The 19526-nt window shown below is 61.0% G+C and carries 20 protein-coding genes; 5 read left to right on the top strand and 15 right to left on the bottom strand.

Annotated elements, in window-relative coordinates:
* Nucleotides 1-288: 288 nt before the first annotated feature.
* The 6 genes from msrQ to BLT00_RS28990 all read right to left on the bottom strand — a co-directional run bounded on the left by msrQ (nt 289) and on the right by BLT00_RS28990 (nt 6269).
* Nucleotides 289-909: a protein-methionine-sulfoxide reductase heme-binding subunit MsrQ gene (msrQ, locus tag BLT00_RS29015; protein WP_072346055.1), complete on the bottom strand. Its 621-nt coding sequence runs from the start codon at nt 907-909 to the stop codon at nt 289-291.
* On the bottom strand, nt 909-1922 hold the full coding sequence (gene msrP, locus BLT00_RS29010; RefSeq protein ID WP_063324360.1) for a protein-methionine-sulfoxide reductase catalytic subunit MsrP: 1014 nt from the start codon (nt 1920-1922) through the stop codon (nt 909-911). The genes msrQ and msrP overlap by 1 nt, the downstream gene beginning before the upstream one ends.
* Nucleotides 1923-1997: 75 nt before the next feature.
* A complete protein-coding gene (pssA, locus tag BLT00_RS29005) occupies nt 1998-2843 on the bottom strand; it encodes a CDP-diacylglycerol--serine O-phosphatidyltransferase (RefSeq protein WP_063324359.1) in 846 nt (281 codons plus the stop codon).
* A 145-nt stretch (nt 2844-2988) separates the two neighbouring features.
* Complete coding sequence (gene ilvC / locus BLT00_RS29000; protein WP_024779611.1) at nt 2989-4005, bottom strand: ketol-acid reductoisomerase; 1017 nt, start codon at nt 4003-4005, stop codon at nt 2989-2991.
* A gap of 45 nt (nt 4006-4050) precedes the next feature.
* On the bottom strand, nt 4051-4542 hold the full coding sequence (gene ilvN / locus BLT00_RS28995; protein ID WP_003205610.1) for an acetolactate synthase small subunit: 492 nt from the start codon (nt 4540-4542) through the stop codon (nt 4051-4053).
* Nucleotides 4543-4544: 2 nt separating this feature from the next.
* On the bottom strand, nt 4545-6269 hold the full coding sequence (locus BLT00_RS28990) for an acetolactate synthase 3 large subunit (protein WP_003205612.1): 1725 nt from the start codon (nt 6267-6269) through the stop codon (nt 4545-4547).
* 401 nt (nt 6270-6670) lie between these two features.
* On the opposite strand from BLT00_RS28990, the gene BLT00_RS28985 reads away from it, so the two are divergent.
* Entirely contained in the window at nt 6671-7093 is a 423-nt protein-coding gene (locus BLT00_RS28985) for a DUF4124 domain-containing protein (RefSeq protein ID WP_024618735.1), read from the top strand.
* Between the two features lie 6 nt (nt 7094-7099).
* Here the strand turns inward: BLT00_RS28985 and BLT00_RS28980 are convergent, their stop codons facing one another.
* From BLT00_RS28980 to mrcB, 3 genes are read right to left on the bottom strand one after another with little or no spacing between them, the layout of a single operon-like run.
* Nucleotides 7100-7429: a YqcC family protein gene (locus BLT00_RS28980; RefSeq protein ID WP_072346057.1), complete on the bottom strand. Its 330-nt coding sequence runs from the start codon at nt 7427-7429 to the stop codon at nt 7100-7102.
* The gene (locus tag BLT00_RS28975; RefSeq protein ID WP_063324356.1) at nt 7429-8148 is read right to left on the bottom strand and encodes a tetratricopeptide repeat protein; all 720 of its coding nucleotides are present in this window, start codon (nt 8146-8148) and stop codon (nt 7429-7431) included. Before BLT00_RS28975 ends, BLT00_RS28980 begins: the two co-directional genes overlap by 1 nt.
* Before the next feature lie 16 nt (nt 8149-8164).
* Nucleotides 8165-10483, bottom strand: a complete 2319-nt coding sequence (gene mrcB / locus BLT00_RS28970; RefSeq protein WP_092150473.1) for a penicillin-binding protein 1B — start codon at nt 10481-10483, stop codon at nt 8165-8167.
* Nucleotides 10484-10601: 118 nt separating this feature from the next.
* Here mrcB and BLT00_RS28965 point away from each other — a divergent pair, with 118 nt between their 5' ends.
* The 3 genes from BLT00_RS28965 to BLT00_RS28955 all read left to right on the top strand — a co-directional run bounded on the left by BLT00_RS28965 (nt 10602) and on the right by BLT00_RS28955 (nt 13097).
* Nucleotides 10602-12158, top strand: a complete 1557-nt coding sequence (locus BLT00_RS28965) for a bifunctional aminoglycoside phosphotransferase/ATP-binding protein (RefSeq protein ID WP_092150470.1) — start codon at nt 10602-10604, stop codon at nt 12156-12158.
* A gap of 91 nt (nt 12159-12249) precedes the next feature.
* A complete protein-coding gene (locus tag BLT00_RS28960; protein WP_092150467.1) occupies nt 12250-12591 on the top strand; it encodes a pentapeptide repeat-containing protein in 342 nt (113 codons plus the stop codon).
* 233 nt (nt 12592-12824) lie between these two features.
* A complete protein-coding gene (locus BLT00_RS28955) occupies nt 12825-13097 on the top strand; it encodes a TfoX/Sxy family protein (protein WP_063324352.1) in 273 nt (90 codons plus the stop codon).
* A 223-nt stretch (nt 13098-13320) separates the two neighbouring features.
* On the opposite strand, the gene BLT00_RS28950 is transcribed toward BLT00_RS28955, so the two are convergent.
* From BLT00_RS28950 to BLT00_RS28935, 4 genes are read right to left on the bottom strand one after another with little or no spacing between them, the layout of a single operon-like run.
* Nucleotides 13321-14175, bottom strand: a complete 855-nt coding sequence (locus tag BLT00_RS28950; protein WP_092150464.1) for a ChaN family lipoprotein — start codon at nt 14173-14175, stop codon at nt 13321-13323.
* A gap of 16 nt (nt 14176-14191) precedes the next feature.
* Nucleotides 14192-14959: a heme ABC transporter ATP-binding protein gene (locus BLT00_RS28945; RefSeq protein ID WP_092150461.1), complete on the bottom strand. Its 768-nt coding sequence runs from the start codon at nt 14957-14959 to the stop codon at nt 14192-14194.
* Nucleotides 14959-15942 (bottom strand): FecCD family ABC transporter permease, encoded by a 984-nt coding sequence (locus tag BLT00_RS28940; protein ID WP_175456261.1) that lies wholly within the window; start codon nt 15940-15942, stop codon nt 14959-14961. Before BLT00_RS28940 ends, BLT00_RS28945 begins: the two co-directional genes overlap by 1 nt.
* Before the next feature lie 50 nt (nt 15943-15992).
* On the bottom strand, nt 15993-16871 hold the full coding sequence (locus tag BLT00_RS28935) for a heme/hemin ABC transporter substrate-binding protein (RefSeq protein ID WP_092150455.1): 879 nt from the start codon (nt 16869-16871) through the stop codon (nt 15993-15995).
* 196 nt (nt 16872-17067) lie between these two features.
* On the opposite strand from BLT00_RS28935, the gene BLT00_RS28930 reads away from it, so the two are divergent.
* Complete coding sequence (locus BLT00_RS28930; protein WP_092150452.1) at nt 17068-17385, top strand: Rieske (2Fe-2S) protein; 318 nt, start codon at nt 17068-17070, stop codon at nt 17383-17385.
* On the opposite strand, the gene sfsA is transcribed toward BLT00_RS28930, so the two are convergent.
* Together sfsA and BLT00_RS28920 are read right to left on the bottom strand one after the other, a co-directional pair.
* A complete protein-coding gene (sfsA, locus tag BLT00_RS28925) occupies nt 17341-18087 on the bottom strand; it encodes a DNA/RNA nuclease SfsA (protein WP_063324346.1) in 747 nt (248 codons plus the stop codon). The two genes, BLT00_RS28930 and sfsA, sit on opposite strands and share 45 nt — an antisense overlap.
* Complete coding sequence (locus tag BLT00_RS28920) at nt 18087-19259, bottom strand: pyridoxal phosphate-dependent aminotransferase (protein ID WP_063324345.1); 1173 nt, start codon at nt 19257-19259, stop codon at nt 18087-18089. The genes sfsA and BLT00_RS28920 overlap by 1 nt, the downstream gene beginning before the upstream one ends.
* Nucleotides 19260-19526 lie beyond the last annotated feature (267 nt).

Below are 19526 nucleotides of genomic sequence, written 5' to 3'. Positions count from 1 at the left end.
TCAACAACTTCAACCACTTGCGCTTCCGATCTCTCGTTAGCGGGAGGCGAATTCTACAGCGTTACTCGCTGCTGTCAACACCTCTTTTTCACCGCTTTCGACCGAGAAGATCGAACCGCCGATAGAGCCAAACAACAGCGCTCCACCTGCTCCTTCCGGGCTTCGATGAACTGAAGCCCTGCATCTTCGAAACCTACTTAACTCATTGAATCTCAAGGAGTTTTCCGTTTCGACTGCGCCGGAAGTGGGGCGAATTATAGACTTCCAGAATCTGCCGTCAACCCTTAATTACGCTTTTGTTGCAGAAGAGACTTTCCTACCCCGCAAACGCGGGATCCGGCGCATAACCGGCGGGACTCTTAGCATCAACAGTACAGCCCCTATAAAGGCGTATATCGCCCACTCCTTCAGATCTGCACGTACGATCCACAGCATATGCAGCAACCCAAGCCCCAGGATCAGATAAACCAGGCGATGCAATTTCTTCCAACGCATGCCAAGCCGCCGCTGACTGTAGCGATTGGATGTGACCGCCAACGCCAGCAGGCCGAGAAACCCAAGCGCCCCGACGATAATGTAAGGCCGCTTGCTCAACTCGACGCCCAACTGCGACCAGTCGAAGCCCAATATGAACGCCGCATACCCACTCAAATGCAGCACCACATAAGCAAAGCACCACAACCCCAACTGCCGCCTGACCGCAATCCACCCCGCCCATCCCGTCAGCTTTTGCAGCGGCGTCATGCTCAAGGTGATCAACAACAGGATCAACGTGCCTAACCCGAGCCGATCCACCAGCACCTTGCCCGGGTCAGGACCCAGCGAGTTCATCAAGGCCTCGTAAAGCCAGAACAAGGGCCAGATCGCCGCCGCGATGAAGACGCCGACTCGCCAGACTGGAAAACGCATCAGTAGTCCTTCCTCAGGTCCATCCCTGCATATAAAGAAGCGACTTCATCCTGATAGCCGTTGAACATCAACGTATCGCGGACATTGGGACTGAACAGCCCGCTCGGTAAACGACGCTCATGCGCCTGGGTCCACCGCGGGTGATCGACCGTCGGATTGACGTTGGCATAAAAACCGTATTCGTCAGACGCAATGCTCTGCCAAGTCGTCTTCGGCTGCTCACTCACCAGACTGATACGCACGATGGACTTCACACTTTTGAAACCGTATTTCCATGGGACCACCAACCGCAGCGGCGCGCCGTTCTGGTTCGGCAACTCCCGCCCGTACATTCCCACCGCCAGAATGGCCAACGGGTTCATGGCCTCATCCAATCGCAAGCCTTCGACATACGGCCAGTCGATCAAGGCGAAACCTGAACGCTGCCCCGGCATGACCTTGGGATCCTGCAGGGTTTCGAAACGGATGTACTTGGCCTTGGAGGTCGGTTCGACCTGCTTGAGCAAGGCAGAGATGGGGAAGCCAATCCACGGAATGACCATCGACCAAGCCTCGACACAGCGCAATCGATAGATGCGCTCTTCCAGTTGATAAGGCTTCATGAAGTCTTCCAACCCGTAGCGTCCCGGCTTGCCCACCTCCCCGTCCACGACCACGCTCCAGGGCTCGGTCTTCAACGATCCTGCATTGGCTGCCGGGTCTCCCTTGTCAGTTCCGAATTCATAGAAGTTGTTGTAGTGGGTTGCGTCCTTGAACGGCGTGATGGGCTCATTCTTGACGGTGACCACGCCCCATTGGACTGAGGGCAGTTTCTCGGCAAACCAGGACGGCGCCTTGCCGGGCTCGACATCGGCATAACGCGCCGCATCGGCAGCACTGGCCCATTGAGGCAAGCCGCTGACGGCGAGACCAGCCAGGGACGCACCGAGCATTTGCCGACGGGATAGATAGAGGGATTCGGGCGTGACGTCCGATTCACGGCAGTCGGACGACTTGGGGATCTTGATCAGCATGACAACTCCGCAGTATTGGAGGGCAGGTGCACCAATAGACTGCGGAGTATGGGGGAAATTACATTAAGGCAACGTTTAGCGTCGGCGAAGACGCAACAAGTATTGCACCGGTCCGGAAGCGGCATAGCCCAGGAAAACCAACAACAGGATACGCGGTGGATCACTGAACACCACTGCGAACACCAGCACCACCGCCAGAATCGCCACGAATGGCACACGCCCCTTCAGGTCGAGCTCCTTGAAGCTGTTGTATTTGATGTTGCTGACCATCAACATCCCGGCCGCCGCAACCAGCAACGCCACCAGGAACGACATTTTCGACCCCTGGATGCCGTAGTCGCTGAATGCCCAGACGACACCTGCCACGACACCCGCCGCGGCCGGACTGGCCAGGCCGATGAAGTAACGTTTGTCAGCCTTGCCAACCTGGGTGTTGAAACGCGCCAGGCGCAACGCCGCCCCCGCCACATAGATAAAGGCAACCATCCAGCCGACCTTGCCCATGTCTCCCAGCGCCCAGCCGAACGCCAGCAAGGCGGGAGCCACGCCAAAGGCGACCATGTCGGACAGTGAATCATACTCAGCGCCAAACGCACTCTGGGTATTGGTCATGCGGGCCACGCGCCCGTCCAGACCATCGAGCACCATGGCGACGAAGATCGCAATGGCGGCGAACGCGAAGTAACGACTCGCCCCTGCGCCATCCCCAGCGCTCAAGGCAGCCTGGGCACTCATGGAGTTGATGATGGAATAGAAACCGGCGAACAGGTTCGCGGTGGTGAACAGGTTCGGCAATAGATAGATGCCACGATGCCGGACCTTACGGCCTTCAGCGTCATGGCCTTCTTCGACGTGTTCATCGATGGGTAGCAGGCTTTCGGCGTCAGGAGCCTGGTTTGGCTCGTCGGGACGTTCGCTCATGGACAATACCTTGCAACGGTGTGAAAAAATTCGACAGATGTCTGGGACGACGGTTCGACCGCAAACGATGCAGCTTTATACCAGAAGCCACCGCCCAAACGAAAAAACGCGGCCAAGGCCGCGTTTTTCGACTCAAGTTCGCGACTTAGTTCTTGGCTTTGTCGACGATCTTGTTGGCGCTGATCCACGGCATCATCGAACGCAGTTGCTCGCCGATGATTTCGATACCGTGCGCAGCGTTGTTGCGACGCTTGGCGGTCATCGAAGGATAGCCGGTGGCGCCTTCGCTGATGAACATCTTGGCGTATTCGCCGTCCTGGATACGTTTCAGGGCGTTGCGCATGGCCTGACGGGATTCGGCGTTGATCACTTCCGGACCGGTCACGTACTCGCCGTACTCGGCGTTGTTGGAGATCGAGTAGTTCATGTTGGCGATACCGCCTTCGTACATGAGGTCAACGATCAGCTTCAGTTCGTGCAGGCACTCGAAGTAAGCCATTTCCGGCGCGTAGCCCGCTTCGACCAGGGTTTCAAAACCGGCCTTGACCAGTTCGACGGTACCGCCACACAGAACGGCTTGCTCGCCGAACAGGTCGGTTTCGGTCTCGTCCTTGAACGTGGTTTCGATGATGCCGGTACGACCGCCACCCACGCCAGCGGCGTAGGACAGGGCCACGTTCTTGGCATTGCCCGAAGCGTCCTGGTAGATCGCGATCAGGTCAGGGATACCGCCGCCTTTCACGAACTCGGAACGCACGGTGTGGCCCGGGGCCTTCGGCGCGATCATGATCACGTCGAGGTCGGCACGCGGCACGACCTGGTTGTAATGGATCGAGAAACCGTGGGAGAAGGCCAGGGTCGCGCCTTTCTTGATGTTCGGTTCGATTTCGTCGCGATACAGAGCGCCCTGGAACTCGTCCGGCGTCAGGATCATGACTAGGTCGGCAGCGGCAACGGCGGAAGCCACGTCAGCCACTTTCAGGCCATGGGCTTCTGCCTTGGCAACGGTGGCCGAGCCTTTGCGCAGGCCGACAGTCACGTCAACGCCGGAATCTTTCAGGTTGCACGCCTGGGCGTGACCTTGGGAACCGTAGCCGATGATGGCGACTTTCTTGCCCTGGATGATCGACAGGTCGCAGTCTTTATCGTAGAAAACTTTCATGAATTTCCCCTATATCCGGCCGTTCAGGCCATTCGCTAATTTGGTTTAGATGCTCAGTACTTTGTCGCCACGGGCAATCCCGGTGACGCCACTGCGTACGGTTTCCAGAATCGAGGCAGTGCCGATCGATTGAATGAAGCTGTCGAGCTTGTCGCTGGTACCGGTCAACTGAACGGTATAGACGCTGGCGCTGACATCGACGATCTGCCCACGATAAATATCGGTAGTACGCTTGATCTCGGCGCGCTGGGCGCCGGTGGCCTTGACCTTGACCAGCATCAGTTCACGCTCGATGTGAGCGCTTTCCGACAGGTCCACCAGCTTGACCACCTCGATCAGCTTGTTCAGGTTCTTGGTGATCTGCTCGATGATTTCATCGTGCCCCACGGTGGTCAGCGTCAGACGCGACAGGGTCGGGTCTTCGGTTGGCGCCACGGTCAGGCTTTCAATGTTGTAGTTGCGCTGCGAGAACAGGCCTACAACACGAGACAGCGCACCCGGTTCGTTTTCCAGAAGCAAGGAAATAATGTGTCGCATGATTAGGTACGCTCCGTCTTGCTCAGCCACATATCGCGCATGGAGCCGTCTTTGATCTGCATCGGGTAGACGTGCTCGCTGGTGTCGACCGCAATATCGATCACCACCAGGCGATCCTTCATGGCGAACGCTTCCTCCATCTTCGACTTCAAATCCTTCGATTCGGTGATGCGCACGCCAACGTGACCGTAGGCCTCCGCCAGCTTGACGAAATCAGGCAACGATTCCATGTACGAGTGCGAGTGACGGCTGCCGTAGCTCATGTCCTGCCACTGGCGAACCATCCCCAACACACCGTTGTTCAGGATCACGATCTTCACCGGCAAACCGTATTGCAGGCAGGTGGACAGTTCCTGGATGTTCATCTGGATGCTGCCCTCGCCGGTGACGCAGGCGACATCAGCCTCTGGAAAGCTCAACTTGATGCCCATGGCCGCCGGGAAACCGAAGCCCATGGTGCCCAGGCCGCCGGAGTTGATCCAGCGATTGGGCTTGTCGAACTTGTAGTACTGCGCAGCGAACATCTGGTGCTGGCCCACGTCGGAGGTCACAAAGGCATCGCCCTTGGTCACTTCGCACAGGGTTTCGATCACGGTCTGCGGCTTGATCACACTGCCGTCACCCTTGTCATAAGGGAACAGGCCACGATCGCCGCGCCATTCATCGACCTGCTTCCACCAACTGGCCACGGACTCCTTGTTTGGAACCTCGCCGATTTCCTTGAGGATGGCGACCATTTCGGTCAGCACGCTCTCTACAGGACCGACAATCGGCACGTCTGCCTTGATGGTCTTGGAGATGGACGCCGGGTCGATGTCGATGTGGATGATCTTGGCGTTCGGGCAGAATTTCGCCGGCCCATTGATAACGCGGTCGTCGAAACGTGCGCCAACCGCCAGGATGACATCGGCGTGGTGCATCGCCAGGTTGGCGGTGTAGCTGCCGTGCATGCCGAGCATACCGATGAACTGACGGTCGGTGCCAGGGAACGCGCCCAGGCCCATCAGCGTATTGGTGACCGGCAGGTTGAGCATTTTTGCCAGTTCAGTCAGCGGCGCGGAGCCACCGCCGAGGATCACGCCACCACCGGAGTACAGCACCGGGCGCTTGGCCGCCAGGAGCATTTCGGCTGCCTTGCGGATTTGTCCGGAGTGGCCGCGTACGGCCGGGCTGTAGGAACGCAGCTTGGCTTTTTTCGGGAAGATGTATTCGAACTTCTCGGCCGGGTTGGTCATGTCTTTCGGGACATCGACCACAACCGGGCCAGGACGACCGGATTCAGCCAGGTAGAAGGCCTTCTTCATGACTTCCGGGATTTCCGATGCGTGCTTGATCATGAAGCTGTGCTTCACGATCGGCCGGGAGATACCGATCATGTCGGTTTCCTGGAATGCATCGGTCCCCACCATGGTGCTGGGCACCTGGCCGGAAATGATCACCATCGGGATGGAGTCCATGTACGCGGTAGCGATACCGGTGATGGCGTTCGTGGCGCCTGGACCGGAAGTCACCAGTACCACGCCGGCCTTGCCGGTGGCACGGGCATAGCCGTCAGCCATATGGGTGGCCGCCTGCTCGTGACGAACCAGGATGTGGGTCACTTCCGGTTCTTTGAACAGGGCATCATAGACATGAAGAAGAGCACCACCGGGGTACCCGTAGATATATTTGACGCCTTCGTCACGCAAAAAGCGGACGAGCATCTCACCGCCAGATAAAAGCTCCACGTTGTTCACCTCTAAAACGCCAGAATACCGACCCACAAGAAAGGGACGGGTCTTAATAGGTTTACTTCTCGGCAGAGCATGAGCGACGGTGGTCGCCGACTACGTCAGCACTGACTGAGCAAGTATTGGGATCGTCCCAAGTGTTGCGGGCCTTTCCCACCCAGCGCGAGGTAACGCGTTGCGGGTGTAACAGGTCGGCGCGGATGTGCGCCTCATGATCTGCTGAGTGGGTCTGCTTCTGGCAGTCCCTCTACAGCGGACTTTGGATTCTTCTGTTTCGCCTCCTTCAAGTCAAGTCGTCTATGTGTTTTATTCGAAGTAAGCGCATGAGAACGCAAGAAAAAACCTTTAAACGGCAACTGTGTTAGCTTCAATTGCGCAACCCATGACAAGGAAACAGCATGCGAATGATCTTCTTGACGGCCAGCCTGCTGGTTGGCCTGAGCCCGATGTGCATGGCCGGCCAGGTCTACAAATGGGTGGACGCCCAGGGCGTTACCCACTTCGGCGCCCAGCCGCCGGAAGGCACGGAGGCCACGACGGTGATCAAGTCCGCCCCGCCGCCCGCCAAACCGGCGGCACCGCCGTCTGGCGGAGTCATTGGCGACCAAAAGGCCATCGACCAACAGGTCAAGAAACAGATTGCCGAGCAGGAAGCCCAACTAAAGGCGTTCTGCGAACAGGCGCGGACCAACCTGGCGCAATTGCAGAACAATCCCAGGGTACGTGAAGACGTGGAGGGGGAAATGCGCCGCCTCACCGATGAGGAACGGCGCCTGCGGATCGACGAGACCCGCAAGCAAATCGAGGAGAACTGTCAGTAACGCCGGTCAGCCGGCGTTGCTGATCAACTGATCGAACTGCGCCAGCAGCCGCTGCAACTCGATGCCCTGCCCTGGCCGCTGGGCATAGACCATCTCGGCCATGGCAAGGATGCCCGAGGCGTTGGGCAGCGGCAGGTCGTTTTCCAGGATAGTTTTCATCCTGGGCAGGAAGATCCATTGCAGCCATTGCTCGAAGTCCAGGGTGTCGACCGCGAACGGCTCGACGCTGGCCAGCGCCTGCGCCGAAGGCGACACATCGCTCCACCAGCCCTGGACCCGCAGTTCCCGCTCGATCAACAGCAACTGATCGGCGATCCGAGGAAAACGCGTATCCATCAGAGCGAAACCTTGGCCTTCTGACGGGCCAATGCCGCGCCAGCGGAATCGCCCTGTTTCTCACGGGCCTGGGCGATCAATTCCCACAGGCTGGCCTGAAGTGCCGGACGACCACTGGAGAATGTCAGGCCACGACGGGCCAGCTGTTCGGCTTGCGGTGCGTCGCCCTGGGCCATGCGCACCTGGGCCAGGCGATAAAGCACCTGGGGTTCGCGCGGCGCGACACGCTGGGCGCGCTCCAGGCTGGAAGACGCACCGTTGAGGTCACCGCCGGCCTGTTGCTGTTGCGCGGTGGTCAGCAGGGCCAGGACCGGACCGTCGAGCTGCTCATCGGCGGACAGACCACCGGCTCCTGCCGACGGAATGCTGCTCGGCGTCGAAGGCATGCTGTAGCTGCCCTGATCGATCGGCGAGGTTTCGATTGGCCCGGGGGTGATCGGGCCCGGCGTGATCGGCGTGCTGCTGATCGGCGCCGAGGTCGTCGCGCCGCCACCTGGCACCATCACGACGACACCGGTGTCGCCCTGCGGGATTGCCTGGACCTGGCCCTGCACCGGCCGCTTCACTGTCGTCTGACGGAAACCGCCGTTGGCCGAGACCCGCTCACTGTTGGAAACAGCGGTGCCGGAGTCAACGACCGGAATCGAACCACGTTGTACGGTAGAACAACCACTGAGCAAAGCCACGGCTGTTACCGCTGGAATCAACCACTTGTTCACTTGAAACCCTCTTTGCTTAATTCATCCAGTCCTTGACCCAATCCATCACCGATTCGGCGGGATTCGTGCCGCCACAGGCAGCACCAGGTGGCGGTTCGCTGCCGCGAATATACGGCATCTGCACAGCGCCCGGGCAATTGGCATCGGAGCCTTGCCCCGTGCGCGAATCGACCCACGCCTGGACGATGTTGTCCGGTTGCGGCATGTCCAGCGGCAGCGGGTCGGCCTTGCGCATGAAACTGGTCCAGACCTGCAGCGCGCCAGTGGCACCGGTGAATGGGGTCTTGCCGTTGTCATCACGTCCGAGCCAGACCACCGCCAGCAGGTCCTGGCTGAAGCCGGCGAACCAACTGTCGCGCGAGTCGTTACTGGTACCGGTCTTGCCCGCCAGGGTCAGGGTCCGGGGCAGCACGTTATAGACCGAACTGCCGGTGCCTTCACGCATGACCCGCTGCATCGCGCTCTGGATCAGGTAAATGGAGGCCGGATCGAAACGCTGCTGAATCTGGAACGGATAACGCTTGAGCGGCTCGCCATCGGCGGTCAGCACACTGCGGATCCCGCGCATCGGCGTATTGAAACCACCGTTGGCCAGCGTCTGGTACATGGCCGCCACTTCGATCGGCGTAAGGCCACCGGCCCCCAACAACATCGACGGGAACGCCGGGAATTCGCGACTCACCCCCAGGCGCGCCAAGGTCTTGAGTACGTTCGGGACGCCGACCTCAAGTCCGAGGCGAGCCGTCGACAGGTTGTAGGAATGCGCCAGCCCCTGGTACAGGAACACCGTGCCGTGGGAGCGTCGATCATAGTTCTGCGGTTTCCAGACCTGGCCATCGGCCCCCTTGACCGAGAACGTCTCGTCCGACAGCCAGCTGGTCAACGTGTATTGGCTCGGCTTTTCCAGGGCGGTGAGGTACACCGCCGGCTTGATCAGCGAGCCAATCGGGCGCACCGCATCCAGCGCCCGGTTGAAACCGGCGAAACTGGCCTGCCGGCTGCCGATCATGGCCTGGACTTCGCCGGTTTCCGGGTTGGTCACCACCATGGCCGCTTCGACTTCGTCGGCGCCCTTGCGCCCACCCAGTCGCTTGAAGGTGTCCTCGACCGAGGCTTCGGCCTTCATCTGCAGGATCGGGTCGAAACTGGTGAAGATACGCAGGCCTTCTTCGGTCAAGTCTTCGTCGCGGTAGTCTTCCCGCAGTTGACGCTTGACCAGGTCCATGAAACCGGGGAACGAACTGTCTGCCAGGCTGCCACGCTTGGTCACGCCTAACGGCATCTTTTTCGCCGCTTCGACTTGCTCGGCCGTCGCCACACCCTGTTGTTGCAGCAGGTCGAGCACCAGGTTGCGCCGCTCGAGGGCGCGTTCCGGATTACGACGCGGGTTATAGGAAGACGGTCCCTTGACCATGCCCACCAACAACGCCACCTGATGCAACTTGAGCTCGGACAGCGGCTGGCTGAAGAAGAACTGGCTGGCGAGGCCGAAACCGTGCACCGCCCGTTGACCGTCCTGGCCGATAAATACCTCGTTGAGGTACGCCTCCAGGATCTCCTGCTTGTCGTAGTGCAGCTCCAGCAACAACGCCATCATGGCTTCGGTGAGCTTGCGGGTCAGGCTGCGTTCGTTGGTCAGGTAGAAGTTCTTGACCAACTGTTGGGTCAGCGTGCTACCGCCCTGGCGCATGTGGCCCGAGGAGGTATTGACCCAGACGGCCCGGGCAATCGACTTGGGCGAGACGCCGAAGTGATGGTAGAAGTCGCGGTCTTCGACGGCGATCAGCGTATCGAGCAGGAACGGCGGCACCTGGTCGATCTTGATCAGGATCCGGTCTTCGAGGTTCTTGGGGTACAGGCCACCAATGAGCAGCGGCTCAAGACGCACCACCGACAGGCTTGCGTTATTGGCGCCGGTCAGCGCAGCGACATAATCGCCGGAAAAACGCACCCGCACCGGTTGTGCCTGCTCCATGCCCTCATAGAACTGGAAGCCACGGGTATTGAGGTCGATGGTATTGCCATTGACCGAGGCCGCGCCCGGACCATTGGCCACGCTTTCACGGCGATAACCCAAGGCATCGAGCTCGGTCAGAAAATCATCCTTGCTCAGCTTTTGTCCGACGAACAGCTCCAACGGCCGGGCATAGACCTTCGCCGGAATGGTCCAGCGCTTGCCGGAGAACTTCTCCTGGACCACGGCATCGAGATAGACCGCAAAACCGGCGAGCACGACGAGGCCCACCAGGCTGAGTTTAAGGGCCCAGCCCAGCCAGGGCCGCAGGCGGCTGGCGGGTGGTTTCTTGGGGGTACGGGGGGATCGGGTACGAGTCATGGCGGCGGATTATACGCACTTTGTCGGGGTTCAACATGAGCCCTCCACGCGGTTTGCGTTAGCGCGGCTTGCGGCCATAATGACGGCCTGAATTTTTCCAGTCTATGAAGGACCGCCCGTGAGCCAATCCCTGATCGCTGCCCTGCAAAACCCGGCCCTCTACCCGCATCCCGTCGAAGGGTTCCAGGTCATCGAGACCCACATTTCCTGGGTATTGCTCACTGGGCCATACGCCTACAAATTCAAAAAACCGGTCAACTTCGGCTTCCTCGACTTCACCAGCCTCGAGGCGCGCAAGCACTTCTGTGGTGAGGAGTTGCGCCTCAACCAGCGCCTGACCCAGGACCTGTACCTGGACGTCCTGCCAATTACCGGCAACGCCGAAGCGCCGCAGCTGGGTGGCGACGGCCCGGCCATCGAGTACGCCCTGAAGATGCGTCAGTTCCCGCAGAGCGAGCTGCTCAGCACGCTGCAAGCCAACGGCGAACTGACCACCGCGCACATCGACGAGATGGCCGCGCAGATCGCCCAATTCCACCTCGCCACGCCCAGGGTGCCCGCCGAAAACGACGCCGGCACCCCGCAAAGCGTGATGGCACCGGTGCTGCAGAACTTTGAACAGATCCGCCCGTTCCTCAACGACAAGGCCGACCTGTTGCAACTCGAAGCCCTGCAAGCCTGGGCCGAAAGCAGTTTCGAACGCCTCAAGCCGCTGTTCACCCAACGCAAGGCCGAAGGCTTCATCCGCGAATGCCACGGTGATATCCACCTGGGCAACGCCACCGTGATCGACGGCAAGGTGGTGATTTTCGACTGCATCGAGTTCAACGAGCCGTTCCGCTTCACCGACGTCTATGCCGACACCGCGTTCCTGGCGATGGACCTGGAGGACCGCGGTCTGAAATCGCTGGCACGGCGCTTCGTCAGCCAGTACCTGGAACTGACCGGTGACTACCAGGGCCTGGAGCTGCTGAACTTCTATAAAGCCTATCGTGCCCTGGTCCGGGCCAAAGTCGCGCTGTTCAGCATGCCGGCCGAAGCCGATCCGGTACAGCGCGCCACCACCCTGCGCCAGTACCGCAACTACGCCAACCTGGCCGAAAGCTACAGCACCATTCCTTCGCCTTTCCTGGCCATCACCCACGGTGTTTCGGCCGTCGGCAAAAGCCATGTCGCGATGCGCCTGGTAGAGGCGCTGGGCGCCATTCGCCTGCGCTCGGACGTGGAGCGCAAGCGGCTGTTCGGCCAGCAACAAGTACCCAACGATCCACAGGCCGGCATTTACAGCAGCGACGCCAGCAGCGCTACCTACGCCCGCCTGCATGAAATCGCCGCGGTGATCCTGCGCGCCGGATTCCCGGTGGTGATCGATGCCACTTACCTCAAGCGCGATCAACGCGACGCAGCAGCGAAAATCGCCGAAGCCACCGGTGCTCCGTTCCTGATCCTCGACTGCAATGCGCCGCAAGCGGTCATCGAAAGTCGCCTGGCACAACGTCAGGCCGACCAGAAAGACCCCTCCGATGCGAATCTGGCGGTCATTGCCGCCCAACAGGCCAGCCGTGAAGCCCTGACCCCGGCGGAAATTCTCTGCAGCAAACGGGTCCAAACCAACGAAAGCGGTACGCTCGACGTCGTGGTCGCGCAGATCCGCCAGCGCCTGCCAGGCCTCTAGATCACTATTTCGGCCGTGAAGCGATGTCCGGCTTCACGGCCGCCAAATAGTGGCACTATACTGGCGTCATAAAACCAACAGGTGATATGAAATGAGCCTTCCCAAACTTCTCACTACCCCGCTTTATGCCTTGCTGCGCAAAGATGATATCGCCGGGTTCAACAGCGAACGCCCACAAGGTCCGGTCGACATGCGCGGCGGCGATTTTCGAGGGCTTGATCTGCGGGAGCTGAACGCGGACGACATTGACTTCAGCGATGCCTATTTCCGCTCCGCCGATTTGCGCGGCATCGATTTTCGCAAGTCGTCACTGGAAGGCGCGAGCCTGGCCCATGCGCAGATATCCGGCGCCTACTTCCCGCCAGAGCTGTCTGCGGACGAGATCCTGATGTCGATGAACTTCGGCACCCGGTTGCGCTACCGCACTCGCTGAACCTGTTTGAAGCGGGTCGGCCAGCAAGCGGAACTGCCACAGACTGAAACGGACCTCCAGCGCCCCCGCTTGCGCTGGAGCATGTAGTTTGCAGCCTTTTCCCACCCCATCGTGCGTAATGCATTAGAAGCTTTTGCGTCGAATCCGACCAAACAATCACGCTTTTCCTACTGACCGCTACACTGCTCAGAAGCTTGCCCACTGCACCAATCGGCCATTCGCAAGGAGGCTCGATGAATGATGAACTGCAACATCTGAAAAATCTGGGCAAGACATCAGCCCAGTGGCTGCACGCCGTGGGCATTCACAGTGCCTCGGATCTACGCCGGCTTGGCGCGGTGGACGCCTATCGCGCCGTACGCACTCGGGGCTTCCGGGCCTCCAAGGTGTTGCTGTACGCCATCGAGGGCGCGTTGATGGATGTGCATTGGAATGACATCCCCGCCGAGCGCAAAGAAGCCCTGAATAAACAGCTGGACGCCATTTCAATGCGCCATAAGACCTGACGCCCCTTTCGTTTCCAGCGCGAACCCTGGTCGCGCGGTTATTTCGGTGAATCGTAAAACAATGTTTGACATGGTAATGAGAATCGCTATGATTAGCACATCCGGTCGCGAGACTGGTCGATATTTGAACAGCCCTTGGTTCGGACTCTCAGATATCTCCTCATCAGGCTAATCACGGTTATTTGACCCGGCTTTTGCCGGGTCTTTTTTTGCCTGTAGAAAATCACTTCCCGGCGTGCTCGCGCATCTGCGCGCAGTAATCCTGTGGCGGCACGGCCGGCGTGTACCACACGTAATCCGCCATGGCCGACGTCACCTCGCTGCCCTCCTCGGCCAGCATCAAGACGATGGGTGCCTCACTGGCGCCAAGATCCAACGCATGCATCGGCACACCAACATCCTTGCGCGCATGCCAGGCACCGGCGAACAACAGTGCCGGTGTCGGCGCTTGCAACAAGCGTTCGGCCATGCGCCGGTCACGCTGCTGCTGCACGGCCAGCATCGCCGGCATTTGCGACTCGGGCAGCAAACCGCAGTGGGATTCACGGATTTGCCCCAACAACTCATCCTTCACAGTGGCTGCATTGGAGCGAGTGCCCATCAAGCTGGGGGCTTGTCGATAGAAACGCTGGATCTCGGCGGCGTCCAGATTGGCGGCCAGCAACGGATAACGTTGCGCCAGGGCAAACTCGACGACGGGGCCATACAAGCTCCAATCCCAGCCCGGCGACCAGTCCAGTGCGCCGGGCAGGTCTTTCGGCAAGGTGGGTAACTGGCGGACCGAATCAACACGTGGTTGCTGGGCGGGGGTGAGCATTTCCAGCAACAGGCTGCCCTGGGCCCGCTGCCCGGCCAGGGCCTGGAGCAGCCAGACCTGCAGTGCGTGGTGATCGCGATTGTCGTGCCGCTCCCCCACCACCATCCGAGGCGCCATTGCCAAGCGTTCGACCAATACCTGGGGTGTCACGGCCTGGCCATTGTGCAAATCACGGATTCGTCCGCCGAGTGGAGGCGGTGCGATGCTCTGACACGCCGTCAGTACACTCAATGCCAGAATCAGAAGCAGGCGCACGTCCATATCCTCCAGGGCGCCCTCAGCGGGCAATGATCAATGGATGCCCGCGCTCCGGATGGTCTTGCACCAGCACGTCCAGGCCAAACACCGCCTTGAGCGGTTCCGGGCGCAGCACGTGCCGGGGCGTGTCCAGGGCCACTGGCCGACCGGACGCGAGCAGCAACAGGCGATCACAGTAACGCGCCGCCAGGTTCAGGTCATGCAGGATCACCAACACGGCAACGCCGCGACTGGCGAACTCACGTACCGCCTGGAGGATGGTGTGCTGATGCAGCGGATCGAGCATCGAGGTCGGCTCATCCAGCAACAGGGTTTGCCCCGTTTCACCTGGCCACAACTGCACCAACACCCGCGCCAGATGCACCCGCTGACGTTCGCCGCCGGACAACGCCAGGTAACTGCGACCGTGCAGATGCGCAGCGTCTGCCACTTGCAGCGCCGAGGCGACGATTTGCTCGTCGCGCACTCGACCACTCTGGTGCGGCAGGCGCCCCATGCCGACGACTTCCTCGACACGGAAGGCGAAATCCAGGGTCGAGGACTGCGGCAAGACTGCCAGGCGCCGGGCGCGCTCCGCCCCCTGCCACTGGGCCAGTGGCCGATCATCGAGCCAGACCTGCCCCTGGGCCGGGCGCAGTTCGCCGCACAGGCCCGCCAGCAAAGTACTTTTACCTGCGCCGTTGGGCCCAAGCACTCCGAGTACTTCACCAGGGTTGAGCGCGAGATCGACGTCCGCCAGCACCGTCTTGCGGCCACGTTGAATGTGCAGGTTCTGCGCTCGCAGCATCAGGCGCGCCCTCGCACCAATAGATAAAGGAAGAACGGCGCGCCGATGAAGGCCGTGACAATGCCGATCGGCAATTCCGCAGGGGCCAGTGCCAGGCGCGCCACCAGATCGGCGAACAATAGCAGGCTTGCGCCCGCCAACACCGAAGCAGGCAGCAACACACGGTGATCGGGGCCGGCCACCAGCCGCACCAGATGCGGCACTACCAGCCCGACGAAGCCGATCATGCCCGCAGCCGCCACCGCCGCGCCAACCCCCAAGGCCGTACAAAACACCAGTTCACGCTTGAGGCTTTCGACGTTAACGCCCAGGTGGGCAGCCTCGGACTCCCCTAGCAACAGCGCATTGAGTGCCCTGGCCCTGCGTGGCAGCCAGAGCGCCACTGCGGCACTGACCAGCAACAGCGGCCACAACCGCGCATAGCTGGCGCCGTTGAGACTGCCCAGGTTCCAGAACGTCAGGGTGCGCAGGGTCGCGTCATCCGCCAGGTAGGTGAACAGACCGACGGCCGAACCGGATAGCGCGGTCAGGGCAATACCGGCCAGGAGCATCGTCGCGACATGGGTCTGGCCGTTGCGTCGCCCGAAACGATAGACCAGCGCCGTAACGCCGAGCCCGCCAAGGAATGCACACAACGACAACACGTAGGGACCAAAGGCTTCGGGCAACCCACCCAGCGCCGAGCCACCGACAATGGCGAACGCGGCACCCAGTGCCGCACCGCTGGACACGCCCACCAACCCCGGGTCCGCCAGTGGGTTGCGAAACAGTCCTTGCATCGCCACACCGGACAACGCCAACACCCCGCCCACCGCCACCCCCAGCAAGGTACGTGGCAAACGGATCTGGCCGAGGATCAGTTCGGCCTGCTCCAGGCCATCGGCCGCCACCGGCAAGCCCAGCAGGCGCAGGGCGGCGCGCAAGGTGTCGAGCAACGGCAAGCTCACCGGCCCCAGGGCCAGGGACAGCCAGGTTGCCAGCAGACACAGCAGGCCCAGGCCAATGAACAAGGTGCGTGGCTTGACCAACGAGGTCATGGCGCCGTGGCCGACGCAGCCGGATAGAAGCCCGCCGTCAGTATCACCAGGCTTTGTGGCAACCGCGGGCCCAATCCGCCTACCAACAGCGTCGGATCAAGCTCAATGACGCGCCCATCCCTGGCGGCCTGGGTCGAGGAAAGAATCGGGTTTTCCCTGAACAGCGCCACACGCGCTTCTTCACCGCTCAAGGCACGGTCAGCAAAGACCAGCACTTGCGGATTCAGGCTGGCCAGGGTTTCCACGGAAAAAGACTTGTAGCCGCTGTGGGTCGCCAAGTTATGACCGCCGGCCTGCTGTAACAGCCAATCAGCCGAAGTCCCCTTACCGGCGACCAGTGGCTTGCCGCCGGAACTGCCCACCAACAGCAATACACCAGGGGCCTTTTGCTTGCGCTGGGCCTCGGCCACCCGGGCCTGTTGCTGAATGAGTTGCTTTTGATAAAGGTCGAACAACCGCGCCGCCTCGGCCTCAGCCCCCAGCAACTGTCCCAGGTGCCGCAGATTGCCCTGCAGGGCCGGCAAGTCTGGTGTGGCCGAGAACAGTTCGACCTGCACACCGGCGCTGCGAATTTGCGCCAACACGGGCGGTGGCCCCATTTCCTCGGTGCCCACCAGGATCTGCGGACGCAGGCTCAGCACGCCCTCCGCCGACAGCTGTCGCTGATAGCCAACACTGGGCAAGGCTCGCAAGGATTCAGGATGCTGGCTGGTGGTGTCCACACCCACCAGTTTCGACTCGCCCCCCAGCACACTGACCCACTCCGACACGGCGCCGCCGGCGCTGACCCAACGTTGCGGCGATTCAGCCGCGCTGGTCCCCTGGTTGACCAACAGTGCAACACAGAGCGCAACAACGCGGATGTTCAGGCGCATCGGGCAGCTTCCTCAAAGAAGTTTTTCGCAGGACCGGGCCGGGCCAAGTATCCTCAATCACCTGCGAAGGAGGCGCCATTTGATAATTGTTTTCATTTGACCGTCAAGGGCGGATCTTTTGCTACATGAAGCCCATGTGGGAGCGAGCAAGCTCGCTCCCACAGAGTCTCACTCCGTCAGACATATAGAGACACACATGAAGTTTCTTTGTACCGCCGTCGAACTGCCCGACAACGGCAGTCGCGGTTTCGACCTCGATGGGCGCAAAGTACTGGCCGTGCGACGCGCCGGCCAGGTCTATGCCTATCTCAACCGCTGCCCGCACCGGGGCGTGCCACTGGAATGGCAACCGGACCAGTTCCTCGACCCCAGCGCCAGCCTGATCCAGTGCGCCACCCACGGCGCGCTGTTCCTGATAGAAAGCGGCGAATGCGTGGCGGGCCCCTGCGCCGGTCAGTTCCTCGCTGCCCTAGACAGCCGGGAGGACGAGCAAGGCATCTGGGTCGAGCTCTAGCAGCACCGGCAACCCGCGATCCACCCACATCTGCTCGGGCGTCAGCGTGACCCCGTAGGCCAGCACCTCCACACCCGCCGCCACCGCATCACGCAGCGCAGCGGCGTATACCGGGTCGATTTCCTGTGCCGGGCGCACCGCTTCGATGCCGCTCAGGTTCACACAATACAACTGCACCGCCCGCACACCGTCCCGGGCCAGGCAGGCGAGCTCCCTCAGGTGCTTGGCCCCGCGCAGGGTCACCGCATCGGGAAACGCCGCCACATTCGTGCCATCGAACCCCAGCGTGACACTTTTGACTTCGACCCAGGCCGAGCCGTGGTCGTAGTCCAGGCGAAAATCGATACGGCTGTTTTCCACCCCATAAGCCACTTCACGCTTGAGCCCGGTAAACCCGTTCAGTTCGCTGATGACCCCGGCGCGCAAGGCTTCTTCGATCAACGCGTTGGCCCGCGCGGTATTGATGCAGGCAAGCCGCCCTTGAGGGGTTTCGCCAATTTCCCAGGTGCCGGGCAACTTGCGCTTGGGATCGCTGGAGCGACTGAACCAGACACGCGCGCCTTCAGCCATGCAATTGAGCATCGAGCCGGTGTTAGGGCAGTGAATAGTGAGCAGTTCGCCATGAACGGTCTCGATATCGGCGAGAAAACGCTTGTAACGTCGAATCAGGCGACCTTCTTCCAACGCAGGGGAAAATTGCATCAGCCTTGCCAGCTCCGTAGTCCACGTTCGATTCGTGCCACCGCTTCCTCCAGCCGCGGCAGGCTCTGGGTGTAGGCGAAGCGCACGTGGTGACCGGCCTGATGGCGACCGAAATCCAGGCCCGGCGTGAAGGCCACGTGTTCGGTTTCCAGGAAGTGCTGGCAGAACGCAAAGGCATCGCCGCCGAACGCACTGATGTCGGCATAGAGGTAAAACGCCCCTTCCGGCTCCACCGCAATACCGAAGCCCAATTCACGCAAGGCCGGCAGTAGAAAGTCACGGCGCCGCGCAAACTCGGCCCGCCGCTGCTCGAAGATCTCGATGGTCGCCGGCTCGAAACAGGCCAGGGCGGCGTACTGGGCCATGCTCGGCGCACTGATGTAGAGGTTCTGCGCGAGCTTTTCCAGCTCGCCGACAGCCGCCGAAGGGGCCACCAGCCAGCCAAGTCGCCAGCCGGTCATGCCGAAATACTTGGAAAAACTGTTAAGGACAAAGGCATCGTCATCGACTTCCAGCACGCTGGCGGCGTCGGTGCCGTAGGTCAGGCCATGATAGATCTCGTCCACCACCAGATGGCCGTTATGGCCCTTGATGACCTTGGATAGCCCAGCCAATTCGTCCCGGGTGAGAATCGTCCCGGTCGGGTTGGCCGGTGAGGCCACCAACGCACCGACGCTGTCCTGGTCCCAATGGCGGTTCACCAGGTCTGGCGTCAATTGGTAACGCACCTCGGGCCCCACCGGCACCAATTGCGCCGCCCCTTCGACCAGGCGCAGGAAATGACGGTTGCACGGATAACCGGGGTCGGCCAGCAGCCAATGCTTGCCTGGGTCCACCAGCAAAGCGCTGGCCAGCAGCAACGCGCCGGACCCGCCCGGGGTCACGAGGATGCGCCGGGGGTCAATCTCCACCCCATAACGCTGGCCGTAGAAACCGGCGATGGCCTCGCGCAGTTCTGGAATGCCACGGGCCGCGGTGTAACGGGTCTTGCCAGCCGCCAGCGCGGCCTGGCCAGCCTGGATGATTGGCTCGGCGGTGGTGAAGTCCGGCTCGCCGATCTCCAGGTGGATGACGTCATGCCCGGCGGCCTGCAGTTCGTTGGCACGGGCCAGCAACGCCATCACATGGAAAGGTTCGATGGCGCGGCTGCGCGCACTGTAGGGCTGAGCCATTGGCCTTCCTTCAGGGGAAAAAAGAACCGATTCTACCCAACTCTCCAGCCAAGTCAGAAACAACTGCGGGAACAGGTGCGAACCACAAATGGTCTGAGCCCGTGGATTGCAGGAAATGACTCCCGCGATTGGCCCAGGCTTGACTAGAATCAAGCATTGAGCAGGTTTAAATCCCCACCGAAGCGAACCCGGCCATGTTTTACAAGCCCCGGCCGCCGCAGGCTCGACAACCGGGAGTAGCGCGGCCCGATTTGATCTGGTAAGTTC

Origin of the sequence: Pseudomonas sp. NFACC51 (assembly GCF_900103575.1) — a bacterium.
Classification (GTDB): Bacteria; Pseudomonadota; Gammaproteobacteria; order Pseudomonadales; family Pseudomonadaceae; genus Aquipseudomonas; species Aquipseudomonas fluorescens_Q.
Note: the sequence above shows the minus strand (reverse complement) of the source record. Positions and strands in the feature narration are given on the sequence as shown.

Excerpts from the sequence above, each read along its gene's own strand:
- BLT00_RS28945 (WP_092150461.1), bottom strand. The coding sequence starts at position 14,959 with ATGCTGCGAGCGCAGAACCTGCACATTCAACGTGGCCGCAAGACGGTG.
- sfsA (WP_063324346.1), bottom strand. The coding sequence starts at position 18,087 with ATGCAATTTTCCCCTGCGTTGGAAGAAGGTCGCCTGATTCGACGTTAC.
- BLT00_RS28985 (WP_024618735.1), top strand. The coding sequence starts at position 6,671 with ATGCGAATGATCTTCTTGACGGCCAGCCTGCTGGTTGGCCTGAGCCCG.
- msrQ (WP_072346055.1), bottom strand. The coding sequence starts at position 909 with ATGCGTTTTCCAGTCTGGCGAGTCGGCGTCTTCATCGCGGCGGCGATC.
- BLT00_RS28960 (WP_092150467.1), top strand. The coding sequence starts at position 12,250 with ATGAGCCTTCCCAAACTTCTCACTACCCCGCTTTATGCCTTGCTGCGC.
- BLT00_RS28935 (WP_092150455.1), bottom strand. The coding sequence starts at position 16,871 with ATGCGCCTGAACATCCGCGTTGTTGCGCTCTGTGTTGCACTGTTGGTC.
- ilvC (WP_024779611.1), bottom strand. The coding sequence starts at position 4,005 with ATGAAAGTTTTCTACGATAAAGACTGCGACCTGTCGATCATCCAGGGC.
- BLT00_RS28980 (WP_072346057.1), bottom strand. The coding sequence starts at position 7,429 with ATGGATACGCGTTTTCCTCGGATCGCCGATCAGTTGCTGTTGATCGAG.
- ilvN (WP_003205610.1), bottom strand. The coding sequence starts at position 4,542 with ATGCGACACATTATTTCCTTGCTTCTGGAAAACGAACCGGGTGCGCTG.
- BLT00_RS28950 (WP_092150464.1), bottom strand. The coding sequence starts at position 14,175 with ATGGACGTGCGCCTGCTTCTGATTCTGGCATTGAGTGTACTGACGGCG.
- BLT00_RS28930 (WP_092150452.1), top strand. The coding sequence starts at position 17,068 with ATGAAGTTTCTTTGTACCGCCGTCGAACTGCCCGACAACGGCAGTCGC.
- BLT00_RS28920 (WP_063324345.1), bottom strand. The coding sequence starts at position 19,259 with ATGGCTCAGCCCTACAGTGCGCGCAGCCGCGCCATCGAACCTTTCCAT.
- pssA (WP_063324359.1), bottom strand. The coding sequence starts at position 2,843 with ATGAGCGAACGTCCCGACGAGCCAAACCAGGCTCCTGACGCCGAAAGC.
- BLT00_RS28955 (WP_063324352.1), top strand. The coding sequence starts at position 12,825 with ATGAATGATGAACTGCAACATCTGAAAAATCTGGGCAAGACATCAGCC.
- msrP (WP_063324360.1), bottom strand. The coding sequence starts at position 1,922 with ATGCTGATCAAGATCCCCAAGTCGTCCGACTGCCGTGAATCGGACGTC.
- mrcB (WP_092150473.1), bottom strand. The coding sequence starts at position 10,483 with ATGACTCGTACCCGATCCCCCCGTACCCCCAAGAAACCACCCGCCAGC.